The 15,612-nt window shown below is 72.5% G+C and carries 12 protein-coding genes; 5 read left to right on the plus strand and 7 right to left on the minus strand.

Annotation, left to right across the window (positions count from 1 at the left end; genetic code table 11):
- Positions 1-12: 12 nt before the first annotated feature.
- Together C9F11_RS09550 and C9F11_RS09555 are read right to left on the minus strand one after the other, a co-directional pair.
- Positions 13-1,797, minus strand: a complete 1,785-nt coding sequence (locus tag C9F11_RS09550) for an FAD/NAD(P)-binding protein (protein WP_138958852.1) — start codon at positions 1,795-1,797, stop codon at positions 13-15.
- Positions 1,794-2,657 carry an amino acid ABC transporter permease gene (locus tag C9F11_RS09555; protein ID WP_138958853.1) on the minus strand — a complete coding sequence of 288 codons (864 nt, stop codon included), beginning with the start codon at positions 2,655-2,657 and terminating at the stop codon, positions 1,794-1,796. The genes C9F11_RS09550 and C9F11_RS09555 overlap by 4 nt, the downstream gene beginning before the upstream one ends.
- A 625-nt stretch (positions 2,658-3,282) precedes the next feature.
- Here C9F11_RS09555 and C9F11_RS09560 point away from each other — a divergent pair.
- A complete protein-coding gene (locus tag C9F11_RS09560; RefSeq protein ID WP_138958854.1) occupies positions 3,283-4,233 on the plus strand; it encodes an ABC transporter substrate-binding protein in 951 nt (316 codons plus the stop codon).
- Positions 4,234-4,265: 32 nt separating this feature from the next.
- On the opposite strand, the gene C9F11_RS09565 is transcribed toward C9F11_RS09560, so the two are convergent.
- On the minus strand, positions 4,266-5,507 hold the full coding sequence (locus C9F11_RS09565; RefSeq protein WP_171075683.1) for a DUF5685 family protein: 1,242 nt from the start codon (positions 5,505-5,507) through the stop codon (positions 4,266-4,268).
- Positions 5,508-5,894: 387 nt separating this feature from the next.
- Between C9F11_RS09565 and C9F11_RS09570 the strand changes: the two genes are divergently transcribed.
- Positions 5,895-6,338 carry a cell division protein SepF gene (locus C9F11_RS09570; protein ID WP_138958856.1) on the plus strand — a complete coding sequence of 148 codons (444 nt, stop codon included), beginning with the start codon at positions 5,895-5,897 and terminating at the stop codon, positions 6,336-6,338.
- A gap of 9 nt (positions 6,339-6,347) precedes the next feature.
- On the opposite strand, the gene C9F11_RS09575 is transcribed toward C9F11_RS09570, so the two are convergent.
- On the minus strand, positions 6,348-7,526 hold the full coding sequence (locus C9F11_RS09575; RefSeq protein WP_138958857.1) for an acyl-CoA dehydrogenase family protein: 1,179 nt from the start codon (positions 7,524-7,526) through the stop codon (positions 6,348-6,350).
- A 161-nt stretch (positions 7,527-7,687) separates the two neighbouring features.
- Entirely contained in the window at positions 7,688-9,298 is a 1,611-nt protein-coding gene (locus C9F11_RS09580) for an MFS transporter (protein ID WP_138958858.1), read from the minus strand.
- 375 nt (positions 9,299-9,673) lie between these two features.
- Here C9F11_RS09580 and C9F11_RS09590 point away from each other — a divergent pair, with 375 nt between their 5' ends.
- Together C9F11_RS09590 and C9F11_RS09595 are read left to right on the plus strand one after the other, a co-directional pair.
- Positions 9,674-10,762 carry a glycosyltransferase family 39 protein gene (locus tag C9F11_RS09590; protein ID WP_249402156.1) on the plus strand — a complete coding sequence of 363 codons (1,089 nt, stop codon included), beginning with the start codon at positions 9,674-9,676 and terminating at the stop codon, positions 10,760-10,762.
- Positions 10,763-11,050: 288 nt separating this feature from the next.
- Positions 11,051-12,079 (plus strand): phosphatase PAP2 family protein, encoded by a 1,029-nt coding sequence (locus C9F11_RS09595; RefSeq protein ID WP_138958861.1) that lies wholly within the window; start codon positions 11,051-11,053, stop codon positions 12,077-12,079.
- 99 nt (positions 12,080-12,178) lie between these two features.
- Here the strand turns inward: C9F11_RS09595 and C9F11_RS09600 are convergent, their stop codons facing one another.
- Positions 12,179-12,394 carry an I78 family peptidase inhibitor gene (locus tag C9F11_RS09600; RefSeq protein WP_138958862.1) on the minus strand — a complete coding sequence of 72 codons (216 nt, stop codon included), beginning with the start codon at positions 12,392-12,394 and terminating at the stop codon, positions 12,179-12,181.
- A gap of 536 nt (positions 12,395-12,930) precedes the next feature.
- Between C9F11_RS09600 and ctaD the strand changes: the two genes are divergently transcribed.
- Positions 12,931-14,622 carry a cytochrome c oxidase subunit I gene (gene ctaD / locus C9F11_RS09605; protein ID WP_138958863.1) on the plus strand — a complete coding sequence of 564 codons (1,692 nt, stop codon included), beginning with the start codon at positions 12,931-12,933 and terminating at the stop codon, positions 14,620-14,622.
- On the opposite strand, the gene C9F11_RS09610 is transcribed toward ctaD, so the two are convergent.
- Positions 14,507-15,562 carry a YafY family protein gene (locus tag C9F11_RS09610; protein WP_138958864.1) on the minus strand — a complete coding sequence of 352 codons (1,056 nt, stop codon included), beginning with the start codon at positions 15,560-15,562 and terminating at the stop codon, positions 14,507-14,509. The two genes, ctaD and C9F11_RS09610, sit on opposite strands and share 116 nt — an antisense overlap.
- Positions 15,563-15,612 lie beyond the last annotated feature (50 nt).

Genomic DNA, 15,612 nt, shown 5'->3' on the forward strand with positions numbered 1-15,612 from the left:
CTCGGGCGGCGGTCACCGCCCGGCCTCGTGCAGGAAGGTGAGGACGGCGCGCGCGGTGGCGTCGTTCTGCCGGAAGGAAGGGCTGTTGGTGCGCGGCCGCGTGAAGGCGCCCGCGCCGCGCGCGTCGGTGTGCGGGCCGAGGGCGAAGCGGCGCGGGTGCGGGCTGCCCGCGCGGTCCCGGACACGGCCGTCGGCGGGGTCGACGGCGAGGAGCCCGTCGGGCGTCTCGGCCACCCCCTCGGCGTGCAGGGCGCGCAGCAGCGGGTCGCGGGTGCGGGCGAGCGTGGGCTGCGGAAGGCGCGCCTCGACCAGGGCGCGGGCGTCCACGTGCTGTCCGGGCACGGTGGCGCTCGTCGCCCGGAACACCCCCTCGCGCGCCTCGATGCGCAGGTCCGCGCCGAGGAACCGCACGATCCCCGCGCGGGACAGGGCGAGCAGCTGGCGCAGACGCGGTCCGGGCGGCCCCGAGGCGAGGTAGCTGAAGTAGCCGTGCCACCAGGGCCCGATGTCGCCGAGCCGGGTGAGCTGCCCGTAGACGGAGAGCAGGCCGAGGAAGACGGCCAGGTCGGGGCTGTGCGCGGGGTCGTGACGGCGGGTGAGGTCGGCGGTGACGTAGGCGCGCAGGCCCTCCTGGAGCCCCGCGTACGAGGAGTGGCGGACGCCGTCCAGCGGATGGTCGAGGGCGGTGAGGTCGAGCCGGTCGGCGGGGTCGGGCACGGCGGCGGAGACGAGCGCGTGCAGCTCGGGGCTGCCGGGCGGGCAGGCGGCGTACTTCTCGTCGAAGTCGTGCCAGGCGGTGGCCGTGCGCTCGGGGTGCGCGCCGAACAGGCGGTGGTAGTGGGCGAAGCCCAGCTCCTTCTCGACCAGCGGCCACACGTCGCGCCCGAAGTCGAAGCCGCCGGGTCTGGCGAGCAGCTCGTCGATCTGCGCGGGCCCCAGGTAGCGGGGCAGCGGCGGCCGTTCGCCGTCGTCCCAGGTGTAGCCGAGCTTGGAGTGGTAGGGCACGCCGCGCCGCGAGCCGACGTACAGGACCGGCTCGCGGCCCGAGGGCACATACGTGTCGCCGTCGTAGCGCCCGCCGCGCCCCTCGGTGAGCAGCACCATGAGGTCGACGAAGGCCAGGCCGAAGCCGCGGACCAGCACCTTCTGGCCCGCTTCGAGGGCGCCGAGGTCGCTGTCGGCGGTGAAGTCGGGCGGCAGGTGCACGAGCCCGTGCTCCCGGGCGTGCCGCGCCAGGCGGAGCTGCTCGGCGTCGGGGTCGGCGTCGAGGTGGCCCTGGGCGAGGATCACGAGGTCGCCGAGCAGCGGGCGCGGGCGGCCTTCGAGCCACACCCGCTGGCGGCCCGCGCGGGGCCCGGTCAGACGCAGGGCGCGCCGGGCGTGGTGGTGCACGGTGATGCCCGGCGGCAGCGCGGCCACGGAGGTCTCGTACACCCAGCGCAGATAGGCGCCCTGGGTGCGGCGCCCGGCGAAGGTCTGTCCGTCGACGCCCGCCCACTCGTGCAGCGCGGGGCCCGGCCGGACGGGTCCCGCGAGGTCCACGGTGTCGTCGGTGAAGAGGGTGACGTCCTGTGCGTGCGAGTTCATCCACAGGAGCGGCGACTGCCGCTCCCGCCAGATGCGCCCCGGCCCCGGTGGGTAGGGGTCGACGAGGTGGATGTCCAGGCGCGCCCCGGCGTACAGGGACGGCGCGTTGGCGGCGATGCGCTCGATGAGGCCGGTGGCGCGCGGGCCCGCGCCGACGATCACGAGGGTGGGCGTCCCCGCCACCGTCGACGAGGCCGTCGCGGTGCTCATCGGGCGAGCTCCGAGCCGCGCGCGTAGTGCCGCTCCACGTAGTACTGCCCGACGCTGAGCACGGAGGTGACGGCGACGTACCAGAGCGTGGCGACGAGCAGGAGCGGGATGACCTGGTAGGTGCGGTGGTACACGAGCTGCACGGAGTACAGCAGGTCCTGTACGGCGATGACGCTGACGATCGAGGTGCCCTTGAGCGTGCCGATCAGCATGTTGCCCGCCGGGGGGACGATGGAGCGCATGGCCTGCGGAAGAACGATTCTCCGGAAGCGGCGCGCGCGACCGAGCCCGAGCGACTGCGCGGCCTCGGTCTGTCCCCGGTCGACGGAGAGGATGCCGCCGCGCACGACCTCGGCGGCGTACGCGGCCTCGTGCAGGGTGAGCCCGATGACGGCGATGGTGACGGGCCCGAGCAGGTCGACGGTCTTGATGCCGAGCAGCGTCGGGTACAGCGCGCCGATGTTGAACCAGAAGAGGAGCTGCACCAGGATCGGCATCGACCGGAAGAACCAGACGTAGCCCCAGCTGACCGCCCGCAGAACGGGGTTGCTGGAGAGCCGGCCGAGGGCGAGCAGGGTGCCGAGGGCGAAGCCGAGGACCATCACGACGGCGGTCAGCCACAGCGTGAGCCACAGTCCGCGCAGCACGGCCGCGGTGGTGAAGTAGTCGCCGACGACCCCCCACTGGAAGGCTTCGTTGCGCACGACGGAGTTCAGGGCGAGCGCGAGCGCCGCGACGACGACGGCCGCGGCCGCCCACTGGCCGAGGTGGCGCCGGGGCACGATGCGGGGTTCGGCCGGATGCTGTCCGGGAGGGTCGGGCCGGTGGACGGCCACCTTGGTGAGGGCGTCGGATGACATGCGAAGGCTCCGATGGTGCGAGTGATGCCTTCACATGCGCCGCGTGCGACACGCGGGCCACGGTGGGCCGGGGGCCCGCACGGCGCGAGCCCCTCAGCACGCGTCCGTCTCCTGAGACTACGTGGCACGTCGCGCCCGCTGTCAAGGCCGCCCGCCGCGCCGTCTCACGCGTCTGTCCAGAATATGAGCCGTACGTCTCAACGCAGTTGACGCCTTTCCGGATGCCTGTTCCACTTGTGCTCATGCATCCGCAGCAGTGGCTGGTCACGCGCTCCCACATCGACTTCGGTCGCGTGTGGTCGGCGTCTTGTTGATGCTCCTCTGAGCCGACCGCCCCGCCGCGCCACCGGGCCCTTCGCCCACCGCGTCCCACTCTTCGGACCGGTCGTCTCACCGTTCTCCGGTACTCCCGCACTTCCCCTTCCCGCGTTCCCGCACGTCCGTGCGCGGCGCGCCCGTACCCCCGTACGGACGCCGTCCCGTACGTCCGCCCTGCCGTAACTCCCGCGCGTCCGCGCGCGGTTGCCCCCGTCTTCACACGCGTCCGTGGACGCGGCCACGCCCCTCCCCTCGCCCGCCCCTCCTTCCGCCGCCCTCGTGCCCCGACACCGGAGAACGTCACGCCATGCGCACGTCCCGCACGTCCCTGTCCGCCTTCGCCCTGATCACGACCGCCGCGCTCGCGCTGACCGCGTGCGGCTCCGGCGGCTCGTCCGACGCCTCGGCGGGCGCGGCGCCCGGGGGCAGGAGCGGCAAGCTCCCGACGACGGACGTGGTGTCGTCGGTGACGAAGAACGAGAAGGCCGCGGCGCTCCTGCCCGCCGACGTGCGCGAGCGCGGCACCCTGAGAATCGGCAGCAGCGTCGGCGGCACCCCACCGGGCTCGGCCTATCTGGAGGACGGCAAGACGGTGGTCGGCCAGGACATCGACTTCGCCGATGCCGTCGCCAAGGCCCTCGGGCTGCGCCTGAAACGGGAGACCGCGAGCTTCGAGGCGATCCTGCCGGCGCTCGGCAGCGGCAAGTACGACCTGGGCACCGGCAACTTCGGCGTGACCGAGGAGCGGCGCAGGACGATCGACTTCGTCACCTACATCAACGACGGCCAGGGCTTCGCCGTCCGCGACGACAGCAAGCTCAAGAAGGTCACGGACTTCCGTCAGCTGTGCGGTCTGAACGTGGCCACCGGCGCGGGCACCACGTTCGAGGTGACCCTGGAGGACAACAAGCACGTGTGCGCCGACGCGGGCGAGAAGCCGTACAGCGTCAAGACGTACACCGAGCAGGGCGCGATCTGGGGCTCCCTGCAGCAGGGCCGCAGCGACGTGGTGATGTCGACGATCAACGGCCTGCGGTACGCGGTGAAGCAGCAGCCGGGCCTGAAGTTCCTCGGCGAGTTCCACCGCCTGGACGTGGGCTTCGCGTTCAAGAAGGGCACGAAGCTGGCGCCCGCGTTCCAGGCGGCGGTCAATCAGCTCATCGCGGACGGGACGTACGACCGCATCCTGAAGAAGTGGGGCACGCGGGCGTCGGCGATCGACGCGTCCCGGATCTCACCGCGGGAGATCAAGGACTGACCCGGCGTCACCCCGGCGGGGCCGGGCCGCGGCTAGCAGTCGCACGCGCAGCACTCGCAGCACTCGCACGGGCAGTCGCAGTCCCGGCAGGCGCCCTTGCGCTTCTTCCGGGACCACGGCCCCTCGTACTCGCGGGCGCAGCACAGCTGGCACGTGCAGCACAGGCCGATCGCGACGAGGCAGCCCGCCCAGAACCCGCGCGGCTTCTTCGGCTCCCCCGACCAGGGGCCGAAGCCCCCGCCGCCGTGCCCGCCCCCGCCGGCCGCGCCGCCGTGTCCGCCCCCGGCCGCGTCGCCGTAGGGCGACCCGCCGCCGTACGGCCCGCCGCCGTACGCGCCGGAGCCGCCGTAGGGCCCCTGACCGCTCCCGCCGCCGTACGGACCGGAACCGTCGTACGCCGTCACGGTGTGGCCACAGGACGCCGTCCCGAACGCCCGGTCCACCGACCGGCCCAGCTCGTGCACGAGCAGGAAGTGCGCGAGCTTGGCGTCGGTGAACTCCACCTCGGCGAGGGCGAGCCGGATGCCGTGCAGCGCGTCGTCGGCGAGGCGGCGCGCCTCGGCGGCGGTGGCGCCGGTGGCCGTGATCGGGTTCCAGGCGCCCGCGGCGGCGTCGGCCTGCCGGTCCTCCACGGCGTCGAGCAGATGCGCGAGCCGGCCGAAGAGCCGCCCCGCCTCGGCGAGCGGCTCCGCGTTGCCGGGGCGGCCCGCGAGGACGGCGGTGTGCGCGAAGGCGGCCGCGGTGGCCGTCTCGGTGGGCTCGGTGACGGTGAGCAGGGACGTGCCGGGGCCCGCCAGGGCCTCGATGCCCTCCTGCCGCTCCACGGCGTCGACGAGGACGGCCGTGTCGAAGCCCACGTCGGCGCCGGTGCGCGCGCCCGCCCGGTCCCAGCGCCCGGCGACCCGGCGCGCCGCGGCGGCCACCGGCCTGCGGGCCAACAGGCCGTCACCGTCGACGACGTGGTCGCGCACCTTCGCGGAGGCGAGCACCAGCGACACGGCGGCGGCGAGCCGCGCGCCCTCGCCGCGGGCGACCGACGCGGTGCGCATGCCGCGCAGCGGGCAGGGGCCCGCGGTGCGCCGCCGACCGGTGGTGTGCTCGGCCTGAGCCTCCGTCAGGACCGAGATGATGAGCCCGTCGTAGTTGGTCACGACGCGTGCGAACTGTCCGTGGTCACCGCGCAGCGCGAGGCAGAGCCCGCACAGATGCGCCATCCACTGGTTCTTGAGCCCGTCACCGAGGCGATGGGCACAGGGCCTGACTATTCCGAACAAGACGATTACCCCCGTGTGCTCCCCCGTGCGCCGACGCGTCACATGCGTGGCCCACCGGCGGTCCCGTGCGTGGTCGAACGACTACTGACGGTCCGTCAACGGCAGCTCGGCGCCGCGCCACGGACCCCCCGCGGGCATCGTAGCGACCGGCCCGTTCACCCGGACGCACCGCTCGTCACCCGGACGCCGAGAGAAATCATATTTCACTCACAGTCAGCAGCCGGGAACGGCAATCCCCTTGAAGAACCACGCGTGTCGGCCCGTTGACTGTGCACCAGTACCGTCACGAAACCCCCGTGCGGCGTCTATCCCCTTGGCGCACCATCCGCATCATGGACGACGATAGGGGGGCGGAACACGAGCAGACCGCAGCGAGAGGAGGCGTCCATGGGATCGGTGCGCAAGGCGAGTGCCTGGCTTGGCCTCGTCGACGACAACAACGACGAGCGTTACTACGACGGCTACGAAGACGACGGGGCCGATGGCCCCGAGTCCGACGCCTGGGTCACGGACCCGCGCGTGAAGGTGGCGTCGGACGCGGCCGAGGAGAAGGGCGCCAGGATCGGCACCGTCACGCCGGACAGCTTCCGCGACGCCCGGGGCATCGGCGAGCTCTTCCGTGACGGGGTTCCGGTCATCGTGAACCTCACGGCGATGGAGCCCGCCGACGCCAAGCGCGTGGTGGACTTCGCCGCCGGGCTCATCTTCGGTCTGCGCGGGTCCATCGACCGGGTGGCGCACCGCGTCTTCCTGCTGACCCCGGCCCACACCGAGATCGTCAACGGCGAGGGCCCCGGCCGCCGCGCCGACGGCTTCTTCAACCAGAGCTGAGGCGGGGCCTCACCGGAAGGCGTCGATTCCGGTGAGCGCCTTGCCCAGCACCAGCTGGTGCATCTCGACGGTGCCCTCGTAGGTGAGCACCGACTCGAGGTTCGTCGCGTGCCGCATCACGGGGTACTCCAGGGAGATCCCGTTGGCGCCGAGGATCGTGCGCGCGGTGCGGCAGATCTCGATCGCCTCCCGTACGTTGTTGAGCTTGCCGAAGCTGACCTGCTCGGGCCGGAGGGTCCCGGCGTCCATGCGCCGCCCGAGGTGGTGCGCGAGCAGGATCCCCTTGTGCAGTTCGACCGCCATGTCGGCGAGCTTGGCCTGGGTGAGCTGGAAGCCGCCGATGGGCCTGCCGAACTGCTCCCGGGTCCTGGCGTACTCCACGGCGGCCTCGAAGCTGGCGCGGGCCGCGCCCATCGCGCCCCAGGTGATGCCGTAGCGCGCGTGCGTGAGACAGCTCAGCGGGCCCTTGAGCCCGGTGACGCCGGGCAGCACCGCGTCGGCGGGCAGCCGCACCTCGTCCAGGACCAGCTCACTGGTGACGCTGGCGCGCAGCGACCACTTGTGCTTGATCTCGGGGGCGGAGAAGCCCGGGGCGTCGGTGGGCACCGCGAAGCCGCGGATCCCGTCGTCCGTCTGCGCCCACACCACGGCCACGCCCGCGACCGAGCCGTTGGTGATCCACATCTTGCGCCCGGTGAGCACCCAGTCGGTGCCGTCCTTCTTCGCGTACGTGCGCATGGAGCCCGGGTCGGAGCCGTGGTCGGGCTCGGTGAGCCCGAAGCAGCCGATGACCTCGCCCGCGGCCATGCCCGGCAGCCAGCGCTGCTTCTGCTCCTCGGAGCCGAACCTCCAGATCGCGTACATGGCGAGCGAGCCCTGCACCGAGACGAGCGAGCGGATGCCGGAGTCGGCCGCCTCCAGCTCCAGACAGGCGAGCCCGTACTGCACGGCGCTGGCACCCGCGCAGCCGTAGCCCGTGAGCGACATGCCGAGCGCCCCGATCGAGCCGAGCTCGCGGGCGAGTTCCCGCACCTGGGGCAGTTCGCCGGTCTCGTACCACTCGGCGATGTGCGGGAGCACGCGGTCGGCCGCCCAGGACCGGACGGTGTCGCGGACGGCTAGGTCCTCCGGTGCGAGGAGGTCGTCGACGCCGAGCGGGTCGGCGGGGTCGAAGGGCGGGAACGGCATGGTGGCCTCCAGCGGGACTTAACTAGCACTGGTAGCCAGACGCTACGCGTCCAGGGTGGCCCGCGGCCAGCCCCTCCGGCGATTGAGGAGCGGGGGCCTGGGGGCGGAGCCCCCGGGAGTCGGGAAGGGACGGGCTCGGGGACTCCCGGTGGGGACAGCGGTCAGCGGACCGAGTCGGCGGGGACGGCCGGGGTGTCGCGCGGGGTGGGTATGCCCGGAGCGGTGGGGGCACCACAGTCCATGCGGCGCGGCAGCCGCAGGGCCGCGAGCGCGCCGAGCAGCAGCAGTCCCGCGCTGACCAGGAGGGTCACGTGCAGGCCGTGGACGAAGGAGTTCCGCGCGGCGGACCGCAGGGCCTCGCCCTGTCCCCCGCCGAGCCGGTCGGCGACCTCGTAGGCCTCGCCGAGGGAGTGCCCGGCCGCCGCGCTGTCGGCCGCGGGGACGCCCCGCACGGAGGAGAGGCCGGGCGCGTACGCCGCGTTCATGACGCTGCCGAGCAGGGCGATGCCGATGCCCGCGCCCAGCTGGTAGGAGGTCTCGCCGATGGCCGCGGCACCGCCGGCCTGGGTCTGCGGGGCCTCGCTGAGCATGGACTCGTACGCCCCGAAGAGCGTGGTCTCCAGGCCGAAGCCGAGCAGCACGAAGCCGGTGAGCAGCAGCGGGGCGTTGTCGTCGCCGCCCATGCCGGTCAGCGCGACCACGGCGAGCGCGGTGAGGCCGAAGCCGCAGGCGACCATGCGACGCGGTCCGAAGCGCTGGAGCAGCCGGGAGCCCGCGAGGCCCGCGGCCATGGCGGCGATGGTGAGCGGGAGGAGCCGGAGGCCGGTCTCCAGCGGGGACAGGCCGAGCACCAGTTGCAGGTACTGGGCGGCGATCAGCTCCAGGCCGACGAGGGCGAGCATCGCGAGCACGATGCAGCCGACGGACGTGCTGAACGCGGGCCGCGTGAACATCGCCAGGTCGACGAGCGGATGCGTGCGCCGCCGCTGTCTGCGGACGAAGGCGACGAGCAGCCCGCCGCCGACGGCGAGGGCGAGCAGCGTCGTCGAGCCGAGCGGCGACTCGCCGCCGCCGAGCCGCTTGACGCCGAGGACGAGGCAGAAGAGGCCGCCCGCCGCCATCAGCGCGCCGACGACGTCCCACGGTCCGTCGCGCTCGCCGGTGGACTCCGGCAGCAGCCAGCGGCCGACGGGCAGGCTGACGAGCATCAGCGGGATGTTGATGAGGAAGACCGAGCCCCACCAGAAGTGTTCGAGCAGGAAGCCGCCGAGCAGGGGCCCGACGGCCGCGCCCACGGCGGCCACCGCGCTCCAGATGCCGATGGCCAGCGCCCGCTCGCGCCGGTCGGGGAAGACCTGGCGCAGGATCGACAGCGTCGCGGGCATGATCATGGCGCCGCCGACGCCGAGCAGCGCGCGGGCGATGATGAGCACCTGCGCGGTGTCCGCGAGGGCCGCGACCGCCGAGGCCACGCCGAACAGGCCGTAGCCGAGCAGCAGCACGCGTCTGCGCCCGACGCGGTCGCCGAGCGTGCCGAACAGGATGAGCAGCGAGGCGCAGACCAGCGGATAGATGTCCACGATCCACAGCAGCTCGATCGCGCCGGGCGTGAGGTCCTCGGTGACGGCGGGCACGGCGACGTGCAGGACGGTGGCGTCGACGGCGACGAGCAGCAGGCTGACGCAGAGGACGACGAGCACGACCCAGCGGTTGGCGCCCGCGCCGGGGGGCCGACGGCCGGATGGAGCGGCGGCCGTGGTCGTCCCGGACATGTGCGTACCTCCCAGTGATACCTCGCGAAATGCGGCCCAGCGGGATCCCGTGGGACCCGACGGGATCAGGTCGTCCGGCTGTGGCGGCTGTGAACAGCGAGTGGCCGTCAGCGTACGCGAGTCCCGCGGCGCCGCGCGTGGCGGACCTCTCACGGTTGCCCCGAGAGCCTGTGGCATACGCCACAGCGAAAAGCCCGTCCGGCGCTTGAGGACGAGGCGCGAAGCGCCAACAAGGGGGAAAGGGGCGCAGCCCCATGCGCACGGGACACCCAGGAGGCGGCGGGGAAGGACAAGAGGGGGACGGGGATAATCGCCCGGGTGACCGATCTTGAAAAGCCCCCCGCGGGGAAGGCCACCGAAAGGCGCCGCGCGGCAGTGACCGCACTGCTCGTGTACGCGGGGGTACGCGCTCTGGGACTCGCGGCCCTGGCCGCGTGGTCCGCGGGGACCGGCAAGAGCCCGCACACGCTGCTCTCCGCCCGCTGGGACTCCCTCTGGTACGTGCGCGTGGCCGAGCACGGCTACGGCTGGGAGGTGACCCTGCCGGACGGCAGCGTCCACTCCAACCTCGCGTTCTTCCCGCTGCTCCCCTGGCTGGAGCGGCTGGTGGCGGCGGTCGGCCCACTGAGTCACGCGGACGCGGGCCTGCTGGTGAGCGCGGTCGCCTCGCTGTGCGCGGCGGGCGGCGTCTTCGCCGTCGCGGACCGTCTGTACGGGCGCCGGGCGGGCGTGTGCGCGGTGGCGCTGTGGGCGGTGCTGCCCGTCGGCATCGTGCAGTCCATGGCGTACAGCGAGTCGCTGTTCACGGCGCTCGCCGCCTGGTCGCTGTACGCGGTACTCACGGGACGCTGGGTGACGGCGGGGCTCCTCGCCTCCCTCGCGGGCCTGACCCGGCCGGTGGGCGGGGCCGTGGTCCTCGCGCTGTGGGCGGCGGCGGTCCTGGAGGTGCGCCGCCGGGGCCGCGTCGACGCGCGCGTCGCGCTCGGCGCGCTGCTCGCCCCGCTCGGGGCGGCCGCCTACGTCCTGTGGGTCGGGCACCGCACGGGCGGCGGCCTCCTCGGCTACCTCGACGTGCAGGAGGGCTGGGGCAACGGCTTCGACGGCGGCTACGCCTTCGCGCGGTTCGTCGGCGCCAAGTTCACCTCCGTGCCGGGCGCGCTCGCCGGGCTCGGCCTGATCGTCGGCGTCGCGCTGCTGATCCGGCTGTACGTCGCCGGGGTGCGGCAGCGCCAGCCGCTGCCGCTGCTCGTCTACAGCGGGGTCGTCCTGGTGCTCGCCCTGTGCGCCGCGGGCTACTTCGGCTCCAAACCACGCCTGCTGATGCCCGCCTTCCCCCTGCTCCTGCCCCTCGCGGTGGCGCTCGCGCGGCTGCGGACGTCGAGATCGGTGCTGGTCATCAGTGGTGTGGCCGTGGCCGGCGCGGTGTACGGGGCGTTCTGGCTGAACGGCTCGGGGCCACCCTGATCCCGCCAAGATCATTTATCGAGGGACCGCCCTCCGAGCCGCCCCTTGATCCACCCGGCGCGCATCCGGTGAGCACCCGGAGAATTCCGCACCAGATCCCGGTGAACGAATTCATAAGTGCCCTAAAACCCGGGGAGCGACGATCAACGAATTGGGTATAACGACCCCGATTGAAAAAGCATTCCGGCGGGAATACGCCGGGGCCTGAGAGCAATGCCACATCACATCGTCATCACAACCCCACCGATTCGACCGGGAACGGCGCTCACTCGCTGTAACGTCGATTGGGTGCGTACCGAACGAAACCTGACCCGTCTGGACCGGCTCTTCGCCCGTCTTGACCGTGAGCCGGAACGGCCGGTTCACCTCGATGTGCCGAGGATGAGCCGGCACAGAGTCGTGCTCTTCAGCGCGACCCTGGCGTTCTACCTCGCCATCGTGGTCGCCGTCCTGGTCACCTCCTGGCTCGTGCGGTTCGACTGGCAGGTCATGTTCTTCCGGCCCTACCAGCAGTGGCCCGAGATCCACGGCTTCCTCGACTACTGGGTCGTGCTCGGCCAGCGCGGCCCCACCGCCGTGATGGTCGCGGCCTGGCTGGGCTGGCGCTCCTGGCGGCAGCACACGCTCCGCCCGCTCCTGATGTTCGGTACGGCCCTGCTGCTGCTCAACGCCACGGTGGGCGCCGCCAAGATCGGCATGGGCCGCCTCGGCCCGCACTACGCCACCGTGATCGGCTCGAACGAGATGGGGCAGGGCGGCGATATATTCCCTTCGGGCCACACCGCCAACGCCGTCGTGACCTGGGGAATCCTCGCCTATCTGGCCTCGACCCCGGTGACCCGCCGCTATCTGTCGGCGCTGTCCGCCGTGGTCTCCCTGAGCGTCGGCCTCACCACCGTCTACCTGGGTACGCACTGGCTGAGCGACGTCTTCCTCGGCTGGGCCGCGGGCCTGCTCATCCTGCTCGCGCTGCCCTGGTTCGAGCCGCTCGTCGCCCGGGTCGAGCCGTTCGCGCTCGGCCTCTGGCACCGCTTCCGGGCCCGGCCCCCGGTCGCCGTCGTGCCCGCCCCCGCGCTCGTGCCGCAGCGGTCCGCGGGGGGCGCGGCCCCGGCCCCGGCCTCCGGCAAGGGCTCCGGCGAGCAGCCGCCGGTGCGCGAGCCCGTCGCCGCGGGCCGGAGCCGCACCCCGGCCTATCTCGCCCCCGGCCCGCACACGGCCCGCTGCGAGCGCACCCCGGTGACCCCCGCGGGTCCCCGCCGCCCGCCGCACGCGGACCGGGTGCGCGGCGCGTCGGCCCGGCCCGTCACCGGCGCCTGACCCACCCCTGACCGCGGGACCGGTACGCACGACTGACTCCCGCACCGCGAAGGCCCCGGCTCCGCCAAGGAGCCGGGGCCTTCGTGCGGGACGCCGGGCTCAGCCCTTCCAGCAGCGCTTCACCCGGCCGCCCTCGACCTCGAAGTTGAGCCGCCCCGCGAGGTACTCCATGGTGATGAACGTGCCCGGCGGCAGCGACCTGACGGTGGACCACCCGCGGGCGCGCGCCCGGCTCTCCGCTTCGGCGGCGTCGAGGCCGACATAGGAGTCCGGGGTGTCCTGGGGCTCGGCGGGCGGGGTCGGGATGGGTGCCATACCGGCCACGTTAGGCGGCCGATTCCCGCGGGGGAAGGCCGGAGCGCGGCACCATGCGTCACGGATCCCCCTCCGGTCACGCTTTTGTCACAGGATCACGACGCGCGTTTCGCCCTAACTCCGTCACACGTACGAGCGGTTCCGTCCCCGGTGAGGCGGAATTCCGGCCGAACTCCGAAGCTCTCGCACCCCTCTTGAGGCACCGTCGGAAAAGCCCGCCCGGCCCCGTCCGAGGAGCGTTTGGAACCTCGCGCGAATACTTTCCGAAACCCTCTGCAGATCCTTCGCATTCCGGATTACCGGGCGCCGCGCGGACGGTGACGGAGTGCGGGGAATTCATGATTCCTCTCCCGCTCCCCGCGCGTCCCGCGCCCGCTCACCGCCCCTTCCCCGCGCACTCCCCGCCCCCCGCGCTCCCGCGAGCCGGAGCGCGCCCCGGCGCCGGAGTGCCGTACGCCCTCTGTCGGAGTCGGGGGCACACGAGCATCATGGCCTGTGCTTCGGGCAGCCCAGGACGCGACAGCGAAGGGGCAAGCATGGGGACGCAGACGGTGGGGGCGGCGGCGGAGCGCCCGGCGCGGCGGCGGACGCGGGGCGCGATCCTCGTCGACTGGCTGACCACCACCGACCACAAGAAGATCGGCCACCTCTATCTGATCACGTCGTTCGTCTTCTTCCTGATCGCCGGCGTGATGGCGCTCCTGATGCGGGCCGAGCTCGCCCGCCCCGGGCTCCAGATGCTGACCAACGAGGAGTTCAACCAGCTCTTCACGATGCACGGCACGATCATGCTGCTGCTGTTCGCGACGCCGACGTTCGCGGGCTTCGCCAACGAGATCATGCCGCTGCAGATCGGCTCGCCCGACGTGGCGTTCCCGCGGCTCAACATGCTCTCGTACTGGCTGTTCCTCTTCGGCGGTCTGATGGTGCTCGGCTCGCTGCTCGTGCCGAGCGGCCCGGCGGCCTTCGGCTGGTTCGCGTACGCGCCGCTCAACAGCCTGGAGCGGTCGCCCGGCATCGGGGCCGACCTGTGGATCATGGGGCTCGCGCTCTCCGGGTTCGGCACGATCCTCGGCTCGGTGAACTTCCTGACCACCATCATCGGGATGCGCGCGCCGGGGATGACGATGTTCCGGCTGCCCGTCTTCACCTGGAACGTGCTGTTCACCTCGGTCCTGGTGCTGATCGCGTTCCCCGTGCTCGCGGCCGCCCTGCTCGTCCTGGAGGCGGACCGGCGCTTCCACTCCGTGGTCTTCGACGCCCAGTTCGGCGGTGCGCTGCTGTGGCAGCACCTCTTCTGGTTCTTCGGGCATCCGGAGGTCTACATCATCGCGCTGCCGTTCTTCGGCATCATCACGGAGATCATCCCGGTGTTCAGCCGGAAGCCGATCTTCGGCTATCTGCCGCTGGTCGGCGCGACGATGGCGATCACCGGTCTGTCGGTGGTCGTGTGGGCGCACCACATGTTCGCGACGGGCGCGGTGCTGCTGCCGTTCTTCTCGTTCGTGTCGTTCCTGATCGCGGTGCCCACCGGGGTGAAGTTCTTCAACTGGACCGGCACGATGCTCAAGGGCTCGCTGTCCTTCGAGACGCCGATGCTGTGGGCGGTCGGCTTCCTGGTGTCGTTCCTGTTCGGCGGGCTCACGGGCGTGCTGCTCGCCTCCCCGCCGATCGACTTCCACGTCACCGACTCGTACTTCGTCGTGGCGCACTTCCACTACGTGGTGTTCGGCACGGTCGTCTTCGCGACCTTCGGCGGCTTCTACTTCTGGTGGCCGAAGTTCACCGGCAAGATGCTCGACGAGCGCCTCGGCAAGATCCACTTCTGGGCGCTGTTCGTGGGCTTCCACACCACGTTCCTGGTCCAGCACTGGCTGGGCGCAGAAGGCATGCCCCGGCGGTACGCCGACTATCTGGACGCGGACGGCTTCACGGTGCTCAACACCCTCTCGACCATCGGCGCCTTCCTGCTCGGCATCTCCACGCTGCCGTTCCTCTACAACCTCTGGAAGACGGCCAAGTACGGCGAGAAGGTGGACGTCGACGACCCCTGGGGGTTCGGCCGCTCCCTGGAGTGGGCGACGTCCTGTCCGCCGCCCCGGCACAACTTCGTCACGCTCCCCCGGATCCGCTCCGAGTCCCCGGCGTTCGATCTGCACCATCCGGAGTACGCGGCGTTCCGGGCGCCGGACGACCAGGTGCGCCACCCCGGTCCAGGGCCCGGCTGAGCACGTCCCTGAGGGAGCGGATCCGGTCGAGCACCGCCACGGGCTCGACCACCTCGAACTCGAAGCCCAGGAACAGCACGTGGAAGACCAGGAACTCCAGGCTGGCCGCCCCCGTGCGCAGCAGACAGGTGTGCTCGGTCTCCGCCTCCAGGGTGCCGTCCAGCGGCTTCACCCGCTGCGTGGCCTCCTCCAGGGACACGAAGAGGCGGACCGTGGACTGTTCGGCGTAGGCGCGGGTCGACACGCCCCGGGAGACGTAGGCGGCGAGGTCGTCGGCGGGCGGGGTGCGGGGCGCGCAGCGCGGGCCGTGCGGCGGCCGGGGCGTGATCCGGTCCGCGCGGAACGTGCGCCAGTCCTGCCGGTCCAGGTCCCAGGCGACGAGGTACCAGCGGCGCTCGGTGCACACCAGGCGGTGCGGCTCGACGGTGCGGCGGCTCGAACCGCCGCCGTGGTCGAGGTAGTCGAAGCGCAGGCGTTCGGAGTCCCGGCAGACGGCGGCGAGGTCGGTGAGCACGGCGGCGTCGACGGCCTGCTGCCGGGGCGCGTGCAGCATCGGCACCGTGAAGGCGTTCAGGGCGCCGACCCGGCTCCGCAGCCTGCCGGGCAGGACCTGTTCGAGCTTGCCGAGGGCCCGTACCGAGCTCTCGCCGATGCCCTCGATGCCCTGGCCCGCGGCGGTGCGCAGGCCCACGGCGACCGCGACCGCCTCGTCGTCGTCGAGCAGCAGCGGGGGCAGCTGGGCGCCCGCGCCCAGCTGGTAGCCGCCGCCGGTGCCGGGGCTCGCGTTGACGGGGTAGCCGAGCTCGCGCAGCCGGTCCACGTCCCTGCGGATCGTGCGCGCGGTCACGCCGAGGCGCTCGGCGAGGTCCGCGCCCGACCATTCCCGGTGGGCCTGCAACAGCGAGAGCAGGCGGAGCAGTCGTGCGGAGGTCTCCAACATGCGGCCGATTCTGCCGCCTCTCGCGGACAGCTACGGTCCGCGATGGCGGA

This window comes from Streptomyces sp. YIM 121038, from assembly GCF_006088715.1.
Lineage (GTDB): Bacteria > Actinomycetota > Actinomycetes > Streptomycetales > Streptomycetaceae > Streptomyces.

Bases quoted from the DNA above. Each gene is read 5' to 3' on its own strand.
- C9F11_RS09600 (WP_138958862.1), bottom strand. From the start codon at position 12,394: ATGGCACCCATCCCGACCCCGCCCGCCGAGCCCCAGGACACCCCGGAC.
- C9F11_RS09575 (WP_138958857.1), bottom strand. From the start codon at position 7,526: ATGCCGTTCCCGCCCTTCGACCCCGCCGACCCGCTCGGCGTCGACGAC.
- C9F11_RS09570 (WP_138958856.1), top strand. From the start codon at position 5,895: ATGGGATCGGTGCGCAAGGCGAGTGCCTGGCTTGGCCTCGTCGACGAC.
- C9F11_RS09555 (WP_138958853.1), bottom strand. From the start codon at position 2,657: ATGTCATCCGACGCCCTCACCAAGGTGGCCGTCCACCGGCCCGACCCT.
- C9F11_RS09560 (WP_138958854.1), top strand. From the start codon at position 3,283: ATGCGCACGTCCCGCACGTCCCTGTCCGCCTTCGCCCTGATCACGACC.
- C9F11_RS09610 (WP_138958864.1), bottom strand. From the start codon at position 15,562: ATGTTGGAGACCTCCGCACGACTGCTCCGCCTGCTCTCGCTGTTGCAG.
- C9F11_RS09550 (WP_138958852.1), bottom strand. From the start codon at position 1,797: ATGAGCACCGCGACGGCCTCGTCGACGGTGGCGGGGACGCCCACCCTC.
- ctaD (WP_138958863.1), top strand. From the start codon at position 12,931: ATGGGGACGCAGACGGTGGGGGCGGCGGCGGAGCGCCCGGCGCGGCGG.
- C9F11_RS09580 (WP_138958858.1), bottom strand. From the start codon at position 9,298: ATGTCCGGGACGACCACGGCCGCCGCTCCATCCGGCCGTCGGCCCCCC.